A 14,871-nucleotide genomic window follows, 5' to 3' on the forward strand; every position below is an offset into this window, starting at 1 on the left:
CTATCCCGGAATTATTGTTTCTATCCCTTGGCCAGAATGCTCTTGGCCGGGATGAGCCCCGTGGCTGCGGCGGATACGATGTTTCCGGCCACTCCCGGTCCGTCTCCGGCAACGTAAAGCCCCTCGATGGCCGTCTGCAGGTTCTCGTCGCATTCAACCTGCGTGGCGAAAAACTTGATCTCCGGCGCATACAGGAGCGTTTCGTCGTTGGCCACCCCAGGCACGACCTGGTTGAGCTTTTCGAGACCCTCCACCAGATTGGCCAGGATGCGCTCGGGCAGGGCCATGGCGATATCCCCGCAAACGACCTTCTTGAGCGTGGGCTCAATGTAGCTGTTGCGGATGCGGTTCCAGGTGGAACGACGGCCGCGCTTCAGGTCGCCGAAACGTTGCAGGATGGGCTTTCCGCCCCCGATGAGGGTTGCTAGACGGCCGATGGATTCGCCATAGGCCTGGTTGTCGGTGACGGGCTCGTTCAGGACCACCTTTGACAGAAAGGCAAAGTTGGTATTCTCGCTCTTCTTGTCCATGTAGGCGTGCCCGTTGACGCAGACGAAATCCTGGTAGTTTTCCTGGGCGATGAAACCGCCGTAGTTGGTGCAGAAGGTGCGGGTCAGGTCGTCGTACTTGGAGGTGCGGACGAAGAAAGTCGGGTCGTAGATGATGGAGCACAGATCCTGCATGATCTCGTTGTGCACTTCGACGCGCACGCCGACCTCGATGCCGCGCTGGGTCACGGCCAGGCCGTGGCGCTGCACGAGCTGACCGACCCACTCCGCGCCCACCCTGCCCGGAGCGAGAATGACGTTTTCCGCCAGATACTCGCCCTTGGCCGTGGTCACGCCGCGCACCCGGCCGCCCTCGACCAGGATGTCGACCACCTCTTCCTTGGTGCGCACGGTCACGCCCCTGGACTTGATGTAATCGACCATGCCGGTGATGTGGCCGGGCAGATTGTCGCTGCCGAGGTGCTTCTGCTTGATGACCAGAAGATCGATGCCGAACTTGCGGGCTTCCTTGCGGATGGAACGGGCCTCGTCGATATTGGTCGGATAGACCTTGCCGTCCATGTTGAAGCGGTTGAAGATGGCCTCGGTTTCATCGATGAGCGCAGTGGCCTTGCCCAGACTCATGAACTGGGTCAGATCGGTCTTGCCCAGCTTGGGTATGAAATTGAGCTTGCCGTCGGAAAAGAGCCCGGCTCCGCCCATGCCCGCCAGGATATTGCATGGCTTGCAGTGGATGCAGTCCTGCTCCTCGGTCATGGGACAGTTGCGGATCAGGGATTCCCGGCCCTTCTCGATCAAAAGCACATCGAGGCTCGCATGCTCGGCCAGATGGTAGGCCGCAAACAGACCGGCCGGACCGCCGCCGACAATGATCACGTCATGGACTTTCTTCTGCATCTCTATTTTCCTTCGATCTTCTTCTTGCGAGCGCCCATGCTGTGCCGCTTCTGGGCCGAGAGCTCGATCTTGCGCAAACGGATGTTCAGGGGAGTGATCTCGACCATCTCGTCGTCGCGGATGAAATTGAGCGCCATCTCGAGCGTCATGGGCAATACGGGAGTCAGGATGATGGCTTCATCCTTGCCCGAGGCGCGCATGTTGGTCAGCTTCTTTTCCTTGCAGGGGTTGATGTCGATGTCGTTGTCGCGATTGTGCTCGCCAACGATCATGCCTTCGTAGACCGCATCGCCGGGGCGCACGAACATCCTGCCGCGCGGCTCCAGGTTGAAAAGAGCGTACGGCACGGCCTGACCCTGACGGTCGCAGACCAGCGAACCGGAAAAACGGGTCGGAAAATCGCCCCGGTACTCGCCGTATCCGTCGAACAGGGAGTTCATGATGCCCGTGCCCTTGGTGTCGGTCAAAAATTCGTCCCGATAGCCGATGAGCGCACGTGACGGAACGGAAAATTCCATGCGCACGCGGCCACTGCCGTTGTTGACCAGATTGAGGAGCTTGCTGCGGCGGATGGACAGCTTCTCCGTGACCACGCCCATGAAGGCCTCATCGCAGTCGACGTAGACATGCTCCATGGGTTCCAGGACCTTGCCGCCGTCCTTCTTGTAGATGACTTCCGGCCGTCCGACACCCAGCTCGAACCCTTCACGGCGCATGGTCTCGATGATGATGGCCAGCTGGAATTCGCCACGGCCCTTGACGATCATGGAGTCCTTGTCCTCGCTCTCCTCGACCTGGATGGCCACGTTGGTCAGGGCCTCTTTTTCGAGACGATCCTTGATCTTGCGCGACTGCACGATCTTGCCCTCGCGTCCGGCAAAGGGCGAGGTGTTGATGGTGAAGCGCATGGAAACGGTGGGTTCGTCCACGTCGATGCGCTTCAGACGCACCGGGCTCTCCTTCAGGCAGATGGTGTCGCCGATGCTGACCTTGTTCAAACCAGCCATGACCACGATGTCACCCATCTCGACGGCAGTCTGATCCTTGAGCTGCATTCCTTCGTAGGCCTGGACCTTGGTCGGCCGGAAGGCGAGCTGATCTTTTTCGCCCATGCACAGAAGGTCGGCCTTTTCCTGCAGCAGGCCGGCCTTGATCTTGCCGATGACAAGACGGCCCAGATAATCCGAATACCCAAGATCCGAGACAAGCATCTGGAAAGGCGCCGCCGGATCGAAACGGGGGCCGGGAATATGCTCCACAATGAGGTCGAAGAGACAGCCGAGGTCCTTGCCGGGCTCATCGAGCACGGGCGAGGCCACGCCGTCGCGACCGATGGCGTAGAGCACCGGAAATTCAAGCTGGTCCTCATCGGCGCCAAGGTCGATGAACAGGTCGTAAACTTCGTCCAGAACTTCCTGCGGCCGGGCATCGGCGCGGTCGATCTTGTTGACCACGACCAGGATGGGCAGGCTCGCGTCCAGGGCTTTCTTGAGCACGAACCGGGTCTGGGGCAGCGGGCCTTCCGAGGAGTCCACCAGAAGCACCGCGCCGTCGACCATGGACAGGGCGCGTTCCACTTCCCCGCCAAAATCGGCATGGCCGGGAGTGTCGACGATATTGATCTTCACGCCTTTCCAGCGCACGGAGCAATTCTTGGCAGCGATGGTGATGCCGCGTTCACGCTCCAAGTCCATGGAATCCATGACGCGGTCGTCCACGGCCTGATTGTCCCGGAAAACTCCGGACTGTCGGAACATGACATCCACCAGAGTGGTCTTGCCATGGTCAACGTGTGCTATGATTGCGATATTTCTGATATTGTCATTCTTCTGCATGGTGGGCATATTTTCCTCGTAGAGCATAAAAAACGGCTTCCTTAACTGAAGCCGATGTGGAGCTGGTCGCACGGCGCACAACACACGGCGCACGACACTATTTTTCCATTACGCGCACCTTTCGGGCGACGTCAAGAAGGAAAGAAACGAAAAAAGCGGATCTTTTTTAAGGGCGCAAATCCGGACAGGCGGCCGTATGAAGGCAGGCGGCAAGAGAAGAGCCTGGAAGCCTACTTGAACATCCCGCAGCGCATGTTGCGGATGGCATCCTTGAACTGAATTTCGGCAGTGCAGGGCTTCATCAATTTCTGGACATAGCCAAGGCCAAAAGTGGGATGATCAATGACATCGCCGATCTGAAACGTGCGCTCCATGCTGTAGGAAAGAGGCTTTGCGCAGGGGGTGACCAGCTTTTCCCACTGTTCGAACAGGGCCTGGGCCTGCTTGGTGGAGGCCAGGGCCGCCTTCTTGGGACGCGGTGTGGCGGGCTTTTTGACCTTGGGCTCGGCAGTGGGAGACACGTAGGCGTGACGTGCGTTACAAACCTTGCACTCGACCTTGGCGATCTTCTCGCCGGACATGACGACCACATGATGGTCGGTCACGGTCTTGCATTTCTTGCATTGAGACTCGACGGAACTGCCTGCTTGTATTTGATTTTCTGTCATGATCGATCCTTTAAAGTAACGTTGCGGGAAAAAAAAGCCACAAGGGAAAGTCCTTGTGGCATGTTCTCTATTTAAGCACTCTACCCGCTTCCCGTGCGCGAGGCAATGGCCGAATTCGCCATTTTGTCATACACAGTCTTTTCCCGCCTTCGCACCGTTGACAGCGCCCGTCTCGCCGCGCATTGTGCCCACTTCTCAGGGCGGGGTGCAATTCCCCACCGGCGGTATCCCGTTTTTTGGCGGGGAGCCCGCGAGCGCTTCCGGGGGTCCGGAAGGTCAGCAGATCCGGTGAGAAGCCGGAGCCGACGGTGACAGTCCGGATGAAAGAGAAGACGGCCGCCGTTCACGGGCGTGAACGGATTTTTGCCGCGCCCTGATTCACGCTCAATTCCAAGGAGAACCAACGTGAATCAGTTTTCAGAGAATTTTGAAAACACCCCTCCCAGCGTCCGGGTCGAACGCGCCCTTGCGGCCTTGCAACAAGGCCGGGGGGTGCTGGTCACCGACAACGAGAACCGCGAAAACGAAGGCGACCTGATCTTCGCCGCCCAGTCCCTGACCGCAGCCCAGATGGCCATGCTCATCCGCGAATGCAGCGGCATTGTCTGCCTCTGCCTGCCCGAGGACAAGGTCCGCGCCCTGGAACTGGCGCCCATGGTCAGCAACAACTCCAGCCGCTATCAAACCGCGTTTACCGTCTCCATCGAAGCCGCCCAGGGAGTGACCACCGGCGTGTCCGCCGCCGACCGCGTGCGCACGGTACAGGCCGCCATCGCCGACGATGCCCGGCCCGCCGATCTGCATCGCCCGGGGCACATCTTCCCGCTGCGCGCCTGCCCGGGCGGAGTGCTGGAGCGCGAAGGCCACACCGAGGCCACCGTGGACCTCATGCGCCTGGCCGGACTCAAACCCTGCGGCGTGCTGTGCGAAGTCACCAACGAAGACGGCACCATGGCCCGCATGCCCGAAATCCAGGAGTTCGGCAGACGCCACGACCTTCCCGTGGTGACCATCGACGACATCAAGGAATACATCCTGGCGTCTGCGCAGGCCGCGAGCTAGAACCACGGCAAAAAGTCGTCATTCCCCCGAAGAAGTGCGCCCACGCTTTGATGCATTGAAATACGGTGTTATCGCCTGCCCAGGCCAGGCGCACGTCCGCGGAAATGTCTCCTGAAGGAGCTTCACGACTTTGTGCAGATTCCTGACCAGAATACCAGACGCGGCGCGTCCGACCGACGCGCCGCGCCTGCTTCGCACATCCGGGCTGGACTTTTGCCGCCCGCCTTTGTAGCCGCACGCTCATGACCCCTGCCATAAACGCCGCAAAAAAAGCCGGAATCACATTCGTCGTTCGTGAATATGACCATGACCCTTCGTGCACTTCCTATGGATTGGAAGCGGCCGAAAAACTCGGCGTCGACCCCGGACAGGTCTTCAAGACCCTGGTCGCGGATATGGGCGGAGAGCTGGTTGTGGCCGTAATTCCGGTGGAGAGCATGCTCGGGCTCAAGCATCTGGCCAAGGCCGCCGGGGCCAAGAAGGCGGCCATGGCCGACCGGACCCTCGTGGAGCGTACCACCGGCTACGTTCTCGGCGGGGTCAGCCCTCTTGGACAGAAAAAGCGGCTGCGCACCTTCATCGACGACTCGGCCCAGTCTCACCAGGCCATCATGGTCAGCGGAGGACGGCGCGGCCTGGACATCGAACTCGCTCCGGAAGACCTGGCCCGTATGACCGGCGCCCGCTTTGCTCCTCTGGCGCAATAGAGCCCGCCCCTGCACATGGTTCCGGACAAACACGATTTTGGAATCGGTCGCGAGGTTCGCTTTTTTGAGCGAGGCGCATTTCCTCTGACGGCAACTGTCATACAGTACTGCAAGCCTTGACTTATTTCCAGATCCAAGGCTTATAGTACGCGAGTCAGGGACTACGTAACGAGAGAACACGTCGAGGCGTCATGGCTCATATTCACGACAAAGCGACTCAAGGCAGCATCAGCCAGGCATCTGCCCAGCGCAAGGACATCCTGCTGCGCATCATTGTGCCCCTGGTTTTGGTCCTGATACTTGGAGCTGCGGGCCTGTTCGCGTTCAGACATGGCCTGCCATGGGTCACAGCCCTCTTTGCAGTGTTCTTCATAGCGGCCATCCTGCGGTTTGAAGAAATCGGCCTTACCCTTGCGCACTATCCCGCGCATTCGCAGACAAACGCCCGGGCCGAACAGATCGTGGGCAAGACGTTGCGGGAACTCCCCGATGAATACCACATTTTCCACAATCTGCATTTCGACGGCAACCGCCTGGATCATGCCGTCATCGGCCCCAACGGGCTGTTCCTGATCAGGACCCGAAGCCATGTCGGGAATGTCATGGCCGCGGGCGAAGCCCTGCGCCTCAACGGCTGGCCATTCCTGCTGGACATGCTGACCCAGTGCTGGAACCTGACCCAAAAACTGACCAGACACCTGGATCTGCAGTACGCCGGAGGAGTGCACCCCTGCCCGGTGCTTTGCTTCAGCCGGGCCAGCGTCGGCATTGCGGGACCGGTTCGAGGGACGCTGGTGGTCGAGGCAGGAAATCTGGTGCAGGCCATCCTGACCCACGAAGATGCCTTGCCCGCCGAAAAAATGCATGTATTGATCGACAAGCTGTCCGGGCTGGTGAGTTCCGACACCGGATCTCAACTCCACGGCGAGGATGTACCCCAGGCCAGCCATGCGCCGAAGGGCCCGGCCGAATCAAGTCGCCCCGTGTGCACCAAATGCCGCCACCAGCCAAGCCGTGAAGAATTGGAGCTCTTCCCCGGCGAGTGTCCCAAATGCGGTCTCCTCTATTCCTTCAAACCCGATGAATCCCTGTCAGCGCCGCAGGACCCGCCTGCAAAGGGTGCCTGGAAGCCGAGCCTCCTGCATCTGGGAATGGCCGTTGTGCTCATCGCCGGAAGCGCGGGTTACTTCGCGCACAGACAGGGTCTATTGGGTCTGGAAAAGCCGTTCACCGAGTCGAACCGGATGGCCGACGCCAAGCCCGAGGCATCCGCTACACCCGGTGTCCCGGTGCAAAACGGCACCTCAGCCTCCGCAATGGCTGAACAACCCGCTCCCGATGGCAACCACACCACCCCACCGCAGGCCAAAATCGTTTCACCGGCCCCGGCTCCCGGAAACGGCACGGCAGAAGGCGGGACCGCGTTGCCGGTCTTCTCCCGATCCAATGACGGAGCCACCCCGCCCACGACCGAGTCGGACCTCGGAACGAACTCGTCCGTCGCCGTTGCGGCGCTTTCGCTTCCAAAAGCCACCGCAGCGAATGCGGAGGCGCACCCGAATGCCACTTTGTCAAACACGAACGCAAATTCCGGCGACACGGTCCGGAACTCTACCGCGCCAGGCAAGAAGGATTCGAAGCCAAAATCCGATACGGCCAAAGAGGCACCCAAAGCCCCTGAGGGATCGTTCGACAAAGGCAGGCTTGTCGTCACCTCTTCCCGTCCTCTTGTCCTGTGGTTCAGGAACCAGCAGACCTACAAGGAGTTCGGTCCCTTCGAGATCAAGGCCAGAAGCGTGAAGGACATCGTCCTGCCCAAGGGCTTCTACAGCGTGGTCTATCTGGAAAACGGGAAGCGCAGACAGACGACCATGAGTTTCCTGAGCGACCAGGGACAGCTCGAGTTCTAGCCCGGACGCTCCAACGCCCTTCGGGCACAGCCTGGGGCGCGATTACGCGCTGCATGAACAAGAAAAACCCTGCGTCACGGAAAGAAAGAGTTTACCGTGACGCAGGGTTTTCTGCTTTTCTGCGATGAATGCTAGATGATTTTCTGCCGGATCTTCGTGACCACTATCTCGGCCACGATAACCACGGCAAAGATGCACAGCAGGATGAGTGCGACCTGATTCCAGCGAAAAAGGGCTATGGCCGTGTCCAGCGCCATGCCAATCCCGCCTGCGCCGACCAGACCGATAACCGCGGATTCACGCACGTTGATGTCCCACCGGAACAGGGTGATCCCCCAGAAGGCCGGTGATACCTGAGGCCAGTAAGCCTTCAGGAAAATGCTCGGCCAGGGGGCCCCCGCCGCCTTGAGCGCTTCCACCGGCCCCTTGTTGCATTCCTCCAAGGCCTCGCCCAGAAGCTTGCCGCAAAAACCGATGGACCTGAATCCGATGGCGATGGTTCCGGCCAGGGCGCCGGGACCGAAGACGGCCACGAACAGGATCGCCCAGACCAGGGTATTGACCGAACGCGAGGAAACGAGGATCAGCCGCGCCAGCCAGTTCAAGGCCGGCACGGGGGTAATGTTGCTCGCGGCCAGAAGCGCCACGGGCAAAGACATGACCAGAGCCAGAATGGTGCCCATGCCAGCTATGTGCATGCTCTCGACCAGAGCCTGATGCACGCCTTCCCGGTAGTGTCCAATGTCCGGCGGCCACATTCGGGCGAACATGTCCGCCATCTGGGTCGGGGCATCGTACAAAAACTCCGGGACGATCTGCACAGTGCGCATCGAAACGACCAGGGCGGTGACCGCAGCCAGATAGATCGCGAACCGGGCCAGACGTTGTGCCGGAGTGAAGCGTTCCCATGTGCGACTAGTCATTGAACACCGCCTTGACTATGGATGCGAGGTATTCGCCGAGCATGACGAGGATGATGATGGAGATGAGGATCGCTGCCAGAAAGTCGTAGTCGAAGCGCTGAAAAGCCGCGAACAGTGTCCCGCCGATGCCTCCCGCGCCGACAATCCCGACCATGGTCGAATTGCGGATGTTCGCGTCGAACTGGTACGTGGCGAACCCGATGAAGCGATTCAGGACCTGCGGCAGCACTGCATAAAGGATGACGCTCATGAACGGGGCTCCGGCGGCCCGGCAGGCTTCCACCGGTTTGAGGGAAATCTCCTCGATTGCTTCGGCGAAGAGCTTGCCGATGAAGCCTATGGACGCGAAAACCAGGGTCAGGATGCCTGCCAGCGGTCCAAATCCCACCGCCTTGACGAACAGGATGGCAAAGATGACCGGATGAAAGGAACGGCAGATCGCAATGAGAATGCGCGCCGGCCAGGTCGCCCAGGTCGGCATCAGGTTGCGAGAGGCGGCCAGGCCGATGGGCAGGGAAAACGCCACACCGAAAGCCGAGGCGATCACCGCGATTTCAAGCGTCTCCAGCAGGTTGCCCAGCAGCAGCGTCCAGCGCCCGAAATTGGGCGGAATCATGCTGCCCAGGAATTTTGCGCCATTCTCGAGGCCGATCACGAAACGGTCCAAAGTGATGTCCAGAGACCAGAATGCGAGCACGCAATAGCCTATAACAGCGAGCCACCCAAGACGCGCGAGCCAGTTGGGCTTGAAAGCTCTTCTGGTGTTGGCCGCGCTCATGACAACCAGTCCTCGCCGCCGTAGATCTGCTTGAGATGATCATCCGTCAGCTCAGCGGGCGGACCGTCAAACACGATGCTCCCCAGCGACATTCCTATGACCCGGTCGGCAAAGCGCTTGGCCAGGTTGACGTCGTGAATGTTGATCAGCACCGGGATGTCGTGCGCCTTGGAGAAATCGTTCAGAAGTCCCATGATTTCGACGGAAGTCTTGGGATCAAGTGACGAGGTGGGCTCATCGGCCATGATCACATCCGGATTCTGCATCACGGCCCGGGCGATGCCCACGCGCTGACGCTGCCCGCCGGACAGTGCGTCGGCACGCTCCGTGGCGAACTCGGTCAGGCCGACCATGTCGATCAGCTCGAAGGCCCGATCAATGTCGTGCTGCTCGAACTTGCGCAGCCAGGCCCTCCAGACGGGCACGAAACCGAGTCTGCCGCAAAGTACGTTCTCGATGACCGAGAGACGTTCCACCAGGTTGAACTCCTGAAAGACCATGCCCACGTGGTGCCGGGCCAGGCGCAATTCCTTGCCCGAAAGCCGCGTGATTTCGTGTCCGGCCACGGTGATGGTGCCGCTGGTGGGGTCGATGAGCCGGTTGATGCAGCGCAGCAGCGTGCTCTTGCCCGTCCCGGAGGGGCCGATGATGGCCACCGTGGAACGGCCCCTGACCTCGAAGGAGATGTTTTTGAGAACCGGCTTGCCCGGAACGTAAGCCTTGACCAGATCCTTTACGATCAGGGAACGGGAGGCATTCCCCCCGTTCCCGTTGTTGCTTGATGACGTCACGATAATGCCTTGTATGTGATTACTGCTTCTTTTCTTTCTTTTCCGCGTCCGCCTTTTCCTTGGCGATCATGGCCCTCAGGCCTTCCTCATTGTAGCTTGCGCCCGTGGCATCGGCGATATCGCGAATGACTGCCCAATCCTTCTGGTAGGTGATGGGGAAGAAACGATCCGCGCCGTCAAAGGCCTTCTTCATTTCTTCGGTGTAGCGATAGGAAAAGAACGCTTCCTTGATCTTTTCCACCAGTTCCGGGCAAAGCTGGCTGGAGTATCCGAAGGATGACGTGGGGAAGCGGGGGCTGGTGTAGATGATCCGCACCGCGCCTTCATCGACGCGACCGGCGCGCAGCATGCGCTCGTAAACGTCGGAGGCCACGGGAGCGGCGTCGTAGTCGCCATGGACGACACCCAGCACGGACTGGTCGTGCTTGCCGGAGTAGACCACGGTGTAGTCTTCGTCAGGCACGATGCCCTGGGCGGGGAACAGCGCGCGCGGAGCCAGGTTGCCGGAGTTGGAGGAAGGAGAAGTGTGCGCGACTTTCTTGCCCTTGAGATCGGCCATGGTCTGGATGGGACTGTCCTTCTTGACGACCACGATCAGGTTGTAGCCCTGAAATTCCTTTTCATCACCCTTGACGGCGATGGGCACGTAACCGGCCAGGTTCACTGCAAAGCCGGTGGGCCCGGTGGAGAAGCCGGCAATGTGCAGGCGCCCGGAGCGCATGGCCTCGACCTGAGCCGAATTGGAGTGCACGGTGTAGTAGATGACGTCCTTGCCCGTTATCTTCTTCATGTGCGCCTGAAAATCGGAAAAAAGATCCTGATACACGGCGGGATCTTCAACCGGCGTGTAGGTGAAAACCAGGGTTGAAGGATCCTTGCAGTTGCCGGCGGGAGCGTTGTCGGCGACCAGGTCCTTGTCGTTGTCGCAATACATTTTATCCAGAATGCCGCGGTAGGTACATTCATCCGCGAATCCGGGAACGGCGACGGCCAGGATCATCACCGCGGCCAAAAAGCCCAAGAAACCCTTCTTCATGATCATCTCCTTGTTACAGTGTTCTTTCTGACGAAGCGACTGGTGCACCATCAAATCAAGGCAAAGCCGCTTTAAAAATCCGAGTTGAAAAACAGGCAGCCACACGCCGCCCCCCTGTTTTCAATTTTCACAACAGAAACAGGATGTTCGTTTTCGACAGAAAAACTTTTCAAAAACGCCCCCTGCAGAATCATCTGCACTGCGTATGAACTTGTGGGGCCGTCTCGCGTAAGACCCAAATCGTTCTTGCGTCAGGCCGCTCGCGGACACGCATCACGCCTGAGCCCCCTCTTGAAGCCCCCCCCTGTTCCGTCGCCGAAAACGGTAACCTAATCGTAACATTAGCGCAATGTGAACTCACAGTCGTGTGGCAGGTTTCCGGCAAGAATCGAAAAAAAAGGGCCCCCGGACTTTCGTCCGAGGGCCGACACTGGAGGAGGAAGTGCGTAACTATTTTCTGAGCATTCCGGCCAGGAGGCGCAAATGCGTGCGCTCCTCGTCGATGCAGGCCTGAATGTATTTTCTTTCCCCTTCGGGCACGAACTCGCGCATTTCGAGGAAAAACATGATCGTGTCCTTCTCGAATCCCATGGCCGTCTCGATGGCCTCCTCAGGCGTACCCATGAAGGTCTTGAGATGGTTCACGTCACCCAGGCGAAAAAGGGTGTGCGAATCGAGCAGATACTTGAGGTAATCCACATATTCGTCTTCCTCGGCCCAGGCCGGGAGTTCGACCTGCCCCACCCGCTCGTAGAGCTTGGCGAAGATCTCACGGTGCTTGGTCTCCTCCTTTGCAAGAAAGGAGAACAGATCCTTGAGCTTCGGCTCGGTGGTGGTCTCAACCAGACGATTGTAGAAGGCTTCGCCACGAGTCTCGACTTCCTGGGCGGCCAGGAGAATGTCCGTCGCCTTGAATATTCCAGCCATAAAACCTCCTATAATTCCGAGGGCAGCTCTTTGAGCTGGGCGTAGGTGAAGACCGGGCCGTCCATGCACACGTACTTCGTGCCGATGTTGCAGCGCCCGCAGATGCCCACACCGCACTTCATGCGCTTTTCCAGGGTGGTAAGGATGTTCTCGTCCTCAAAACCCAGTTTCTTGAGGGCCTGCAGGGTGAACTTGATCATGATCGGCGGCCCGCAGGTGATGGCCACCGTGTTCTTGGGCGAGGGATTGATTTCGAGCAGCACGTTCGGGATGAGGCCGACCTTGTGCTCCCAGCCCTCGGACGGGTTGTCGATGGTCAGCACGGTGTTCACATCCTTGCGTTCCGTCCACTCCGGCAGTTCTGCCTTGTAGGTCAGGTCGGCGGGGCTGCGCGCACCGTACAAAAGCGTTATATCACCGTAATCCTTACGGTTATCGAGCATGTAGGTAAACAGGGTCCGCAAGGGCGCCATGCCGATGCCGCCGCCAACGAAGACGATGTTCTTGCCTTTCAAGTCCTCCACCGGGAAGGAATTGCCAAGAGGAGCGCGCACGCCGATCTGGTCGCCTGGCTGCAGCTGGTGCAGGCGGGTCGTGACCTCGCCCACGCGCATGACGCTGAACTGCAGGTAGTCCTTGCGGGTCGGCGAGGAGTTGATGACAAAGGTCGACTCGCCCACGCCAAAGACCGAGAGCTGCCCTACCTGTCCGGGCCGGAAGGTGAAGGCCTTCATGCGCTCTTCGTTGTTGATGACGATGCGGAAGGTCTTGATGTTGTGCGTCTCCTGGATCACTTCGACAATGGTGGCCATGTCCGGGAGATAGGGATTGGCATTCATTCGGAGTACTCCTGTGCTGCTTTCACGATCTGCCGGATATCGACTCCGGCGGGGCACTGCTTGATGCACCGCCCGCATCCGCAACAGGCGATGACGCCCTTGTGCAGATCCGGGTAGTAGCTGAACTTGTGCCCGACACGGTTTTTCAGACGATGCGCCTTGGTCGGACGCGGGTTGTGACCGCTGCCTTCCAGGGTGAAGGTATGGGACATGCAATTGTCCCAACTGCGGATGCGCCGGCTTTCAAGGCCAATATCGTCGTCGGTGATGTTGAAGCAGTAGCAGGTCGGACACATGTAGGTGCAGGCTCCGCAGGAGATGCACTTGGCCGATTGGGCCTGCCAGAAGTCCATGTCGTCGAAGCGGGCCAGGAGACTGGCCGGGGCCGAGGCATGATCATGGGCCTCGCCCATCATCTCCCTGGCCTTGGCATTCTTGGCATCCGCCTCCTTGCCTTTGTCGCCCGCGTCCCCGAAAAGGGAGGACTTCATGACTTCCTCGCCGACAGGCGTGACGGAACGCGCCACATACCCTTCCCCGACCAGAGTCAGAAGCACGTCGGAACCATCTGAATCCGCAGGGCCGCTGCCGACGCTGTGACAGAAGCAGGTCGTCTCGGGGCGGTCGCAGGCCAGCGAAATGAAGACCGTGTTGTCCCGACGCCGGATGTAATAGGGGTCCTTGGTCTTGTCCGTCTCGTAAACCGGGTTGAAGATAAGCTTGCCTCGCGCACCGCAGGGGCGGCAACCGATGACAACGCTCTTACCCTCGGGCAGGGTCTCGGTGATTTCCGGCTTCTTCTCCGGGATTTCGCGCTTGACCGTCAGCAGGGTTTCGGTCTGCGGAAACGTCGCGGCCTTGGGTGACACCGTCGCCATGCGGGAATGCAGATCCATGGTCATGCCCGGCTGAAAACGACGGAAGGTCACGGTGCCGCAGGTGGCCACCGGCGCAAGTACGCGGCAGGAGGCGGCCAGTTCCTCGGCCAGTCGGGTGAGGTTCTCTTTTGTTATGAATCGTTCCATTACCAGCCTCGCTCGTTGATGCGCTCTTCCTCGACCTTGAAGGTCAAGAGAGGCGGGGTCTGTTGCAGAGCCGTGCCAGCCTGCAGTTCAAACACGTCCTTGACCTGCTTGTTCATCCAGCGCCTAAGCAGCATGAGCGGAATGTCCACGGGACAGGCCCGTTCGCATTCACCGCATTCCGTGCAGCGCCCGGCCAGATGCGAGACATGGACCATCTGGAACATCATGTTCTCGGCCGGGGAATTGTCCTGGCTGATCCACAGCGGGTCGCGGCTGGTCGCGATGCAATGGTCGCGGCAGACACACATGGGACAGGCATTGCGGCAGGCGTAGCAGCGGATGCAGCGGCTCATGGTCTCCTGCCAGAAAGCGAGCTTTTCGGCGTCGCTCTTGGCCTCGAACTCATCCTGGCAGGCCGTGCTCGCGGCCGGGGCCGGAGTATGGGCGGTGCCTATCAGCACGTCGGAGATGATGGCGTCGGGAGTGGCGCAGGTCAGACATTTGTCGGCCTGCACGTCGGAGAGTTTGAGGGTCGCGGACTGACCGGCCACGGAGACCTTGAGGTCACCCGCGCCAATCTCCACCGACTCCACGAATCCCGGATCGGCGGGCAGGGCCGCGCGGATCTTGCGCTGGCTGACCACGCCGTCGCAACAGAGGCCGAAAATCACGACATCCTCGCGGTTTATCAGCTTTTCGTTCAGGAGCTGGATCACGCTCTTGCTGTCGCAGCCCTTGACCACCACTCCGATCTTCTTGCCCTTGTACCCGGTCAGGTAGGTGGCCAGGTTGTGCACGGCCAAGGGGCCTATCATAAGCCGGTCAAGATCCGCCTCGGTGCGGATGAAGAGCGGCGTGGCATGGAGCGGATCATAGCCCTGCTCCCAGCCGATGACGCACTCAAGCTCGCCCAGGTGGCTCTTGATGGCATTTTTGAGATCATCCAATTGGGACATATGTCCTC

Annotated in this window: 14 protein-coding genes and 1 riboswitch; of the genes, 3 read left to right on the top strand and 11 right to left on the bottom strand. The window is 59.7% G+C overall.

Annotated elements, in window-relative coordinates:
• Positions 1–20 precede the first annotated feature (20 nt).
• The 3 genes from CVU60_13650 to CVU60_13660 all read right to left on the bottom strand — a co-directional run bounded on the left by CVU60_13650 (position 21) and on the right by CVU60_13660 (position 3,909).
• Entirely contained in the window at positions 21–1,406 is a 1,386-nt protein-coding gene (locus tag CVU60_13650) for an FAD-dependent oxidoreductase (GenBank protein PKN40889.1), read from the bottom strand.
• A gap of 2 nt (positions 1,407–1,408) precedes the next feature.
• Positions 1,409–3,241 (bottom strand): translational GTPase TypA, encoded by a 1,833-nt coding sequence (gene typA / locus CVU60_13655; GenBank protein ID PKN40940.1) that lies wholly within the window; start codon positions 3,239–3,241, stop codon positions 1,409–1,411.
• Between the two features lie 230 nt (positions 3,242–3,471).
• Positions 3,472–3,909: a hypothetical protein gene (locus CVU60_13660; GenBank protein ID PKN40890.1), complete on the bottom strand. Its 438-nt coding sequence runs from the start codon at positions 3,907–3,909 to the stop codon at positions 3,472–3,474.
• Positions 3,910–4,096: 187 nt separating this feature from the next.
• Positions 4,097–4,245, top strand: a riboswitch (FMN riboswitch).
• Positions 4,246–4,314: 69 nt separating this feature from the next.
• On the opposite strand from CVU60_13660, the gene ribB reads away from it, so the two are divergent.
• The 3 genes from ribB (at position 4,315) to CVU60_13675 (ending at position 7,588) form a co-directional block, all read left to right on the top strand.
• Positions 4,315–4,971: a 3,4-dihydroxy-2-butanone-4-phosphate synthase gene (ribB, locus tag CVU60_13665; protein PKN40891.1), complete on the top strand. Its 657-nt coding sequence runs from the start codon at positions 4,315–4,317 to the stop codon at positions 4,969–4,971.
• A gap of 242 nt (positions 4,972–5,213) precedes the next feature.
• Positions 5,214–5,678: a Cys-tRNA(Pro) deacylase gene (locus CVU60_13670; GenBank protein PKN40892.1), complete on the top strand. Its 465-nt coding sequence runs from the start codon at positions 5,214–5,216 to the stop codon at positions 5,676–5,678.
• Between the two features lie 191 nt (positions 5,679–5,869).
• Complete coding sequence (locus CVU60_13675) at positions 5,870–7,588, top strand: hypothetical protein (protein ID PKN40893.1); 1,719 nt, start codon at positions 5,870–5,872, stop codon at positions 7,586–7,588.
• 131 nt (positions 7,589–7,719) lie between these two features.
• Here the strand turns inward: CVU60_13675 and phnE (CVU60_13680) are convergent, their stop codons facing one another.
• From phnE (CVU60_13680) to CVU60_13715, 8 genes are all read right to left on the bottom strand, one after another.
• Complete coding sequence (gene phnE, locus CVU60_13680) at positions 7,720–8,511, bottom strand: phosphonate ABC transporter, permease protein PhnE (protein ID PKN40894.1); 792 nt, start codon at positions 8,509–8,511, stop codon at positions 7,720–7,722.
• Positions 8,504–9,289, bottom strand: a complete 786-nt coding sequence (gene phnE, locus CVU60_13685; GenBank protein ID PKN40895.1) for a phosphonate ABC transporter, permease protein PhnE — start codon at positions 9,287–9,289, stop codon at positions 8,504–8,506. The genes phnE (CVU60_13680) and phnE (CVU60_13685) overlap by 8 nt, the downstream gene beginning before the upstream one ends.
• The gene (gene phnC / locus CVU60_13690; GenBank protein PKN40896.1) at positions 9,286–10,080 is read right to left on the bottom strand and encodes a phosphonate ABC transporter ATP-binding protein; all 795 of its coding nucleotides are present in this window, start codon (positions 10,078–10,080) and stop codon (positions 9,286–9,288) included. The genes phnE (CVU60_13685) and phnC overlap by 4 nt, the downstream gene beginning before the upstream one ends.
• 19 nt (positions 10,081–10,099) lie before the next feature.
• Positions 10,100–11,116, bottom strand: a complete 1,017-nt coding sequence (locus tag CVU60_13695; GenBank protein ID PKN40897.1) for a phosphate/phosphite/phosphonate ABC transporter substrate-binding protein — start codon at positions 11,114–11,116, stop codon at positions 10,100–10,102.
• 450 nt (positions 11,117–11,566) lie between these two features.
• Entirely contained in the window at positions 11,567–12,043 is a 477-nt protein-coding gene (locus CVU60_13700) for a rubrerythrin (protein PKN40898.1), read from the bottom strand.
• An 8-nt stretch (positions 12,044–12,051) separates the two neighbouring features.
• Positions 12,052–12,882: a hydrogenase gene (locus tag CVU60_13705; GenBank protein ID PKN40899.1), complete on the bottom strand. Its 831-nt coding sequence runs from the start codon at positions 12,880–12,882 to the stop codon at positions 12,052–12,054.
• The gene (locus tag CVU60_13710) at positions 12,879–13,907 is read right to left on the bottom strand and encodes a hydrogenase (GenBank protein PKN40900.1); all 1,029 of its coding nucleotides are present in this window, start codon (positions 13,905–13,907) and stop codon (positions 12,879–12,881) included. The genes CVU60_13705 and CVU60_13710 overlap by 4 nt, the downstream gene beginning before the upstream one ends.
• Positions 13,907–14,863 carry a 4Fe-4S ferredoxin gene (locus tag CVU60_13715; protein ID PKN40901.1) on the bottom strand — a complete coding sequence of 319 codons (957 nt, stop codon included), beginning with the start codon at positions 14,861–14,863 and terminating at the stop codon, positions 13,907–13,909. Before CVU60_13715 ends, CVU60_13710 begins: the two co-directional genes overlap by 1 nt.
• Positions 14,864–14,871 lie beyond the last annotated feature (8 nt).

This window comes from Deltaproteobacteria bacterium HGW-Deltaproteobacteria-18 (genome assembly GCA_002841885.1).
Taxonomy (GTDB): domain Bacteria; phylum Desulfobacterota; class Desulfovibrionia; order Desulfovibrionales; family Desulfomicrobiaceae; genus Desulfomicrobium.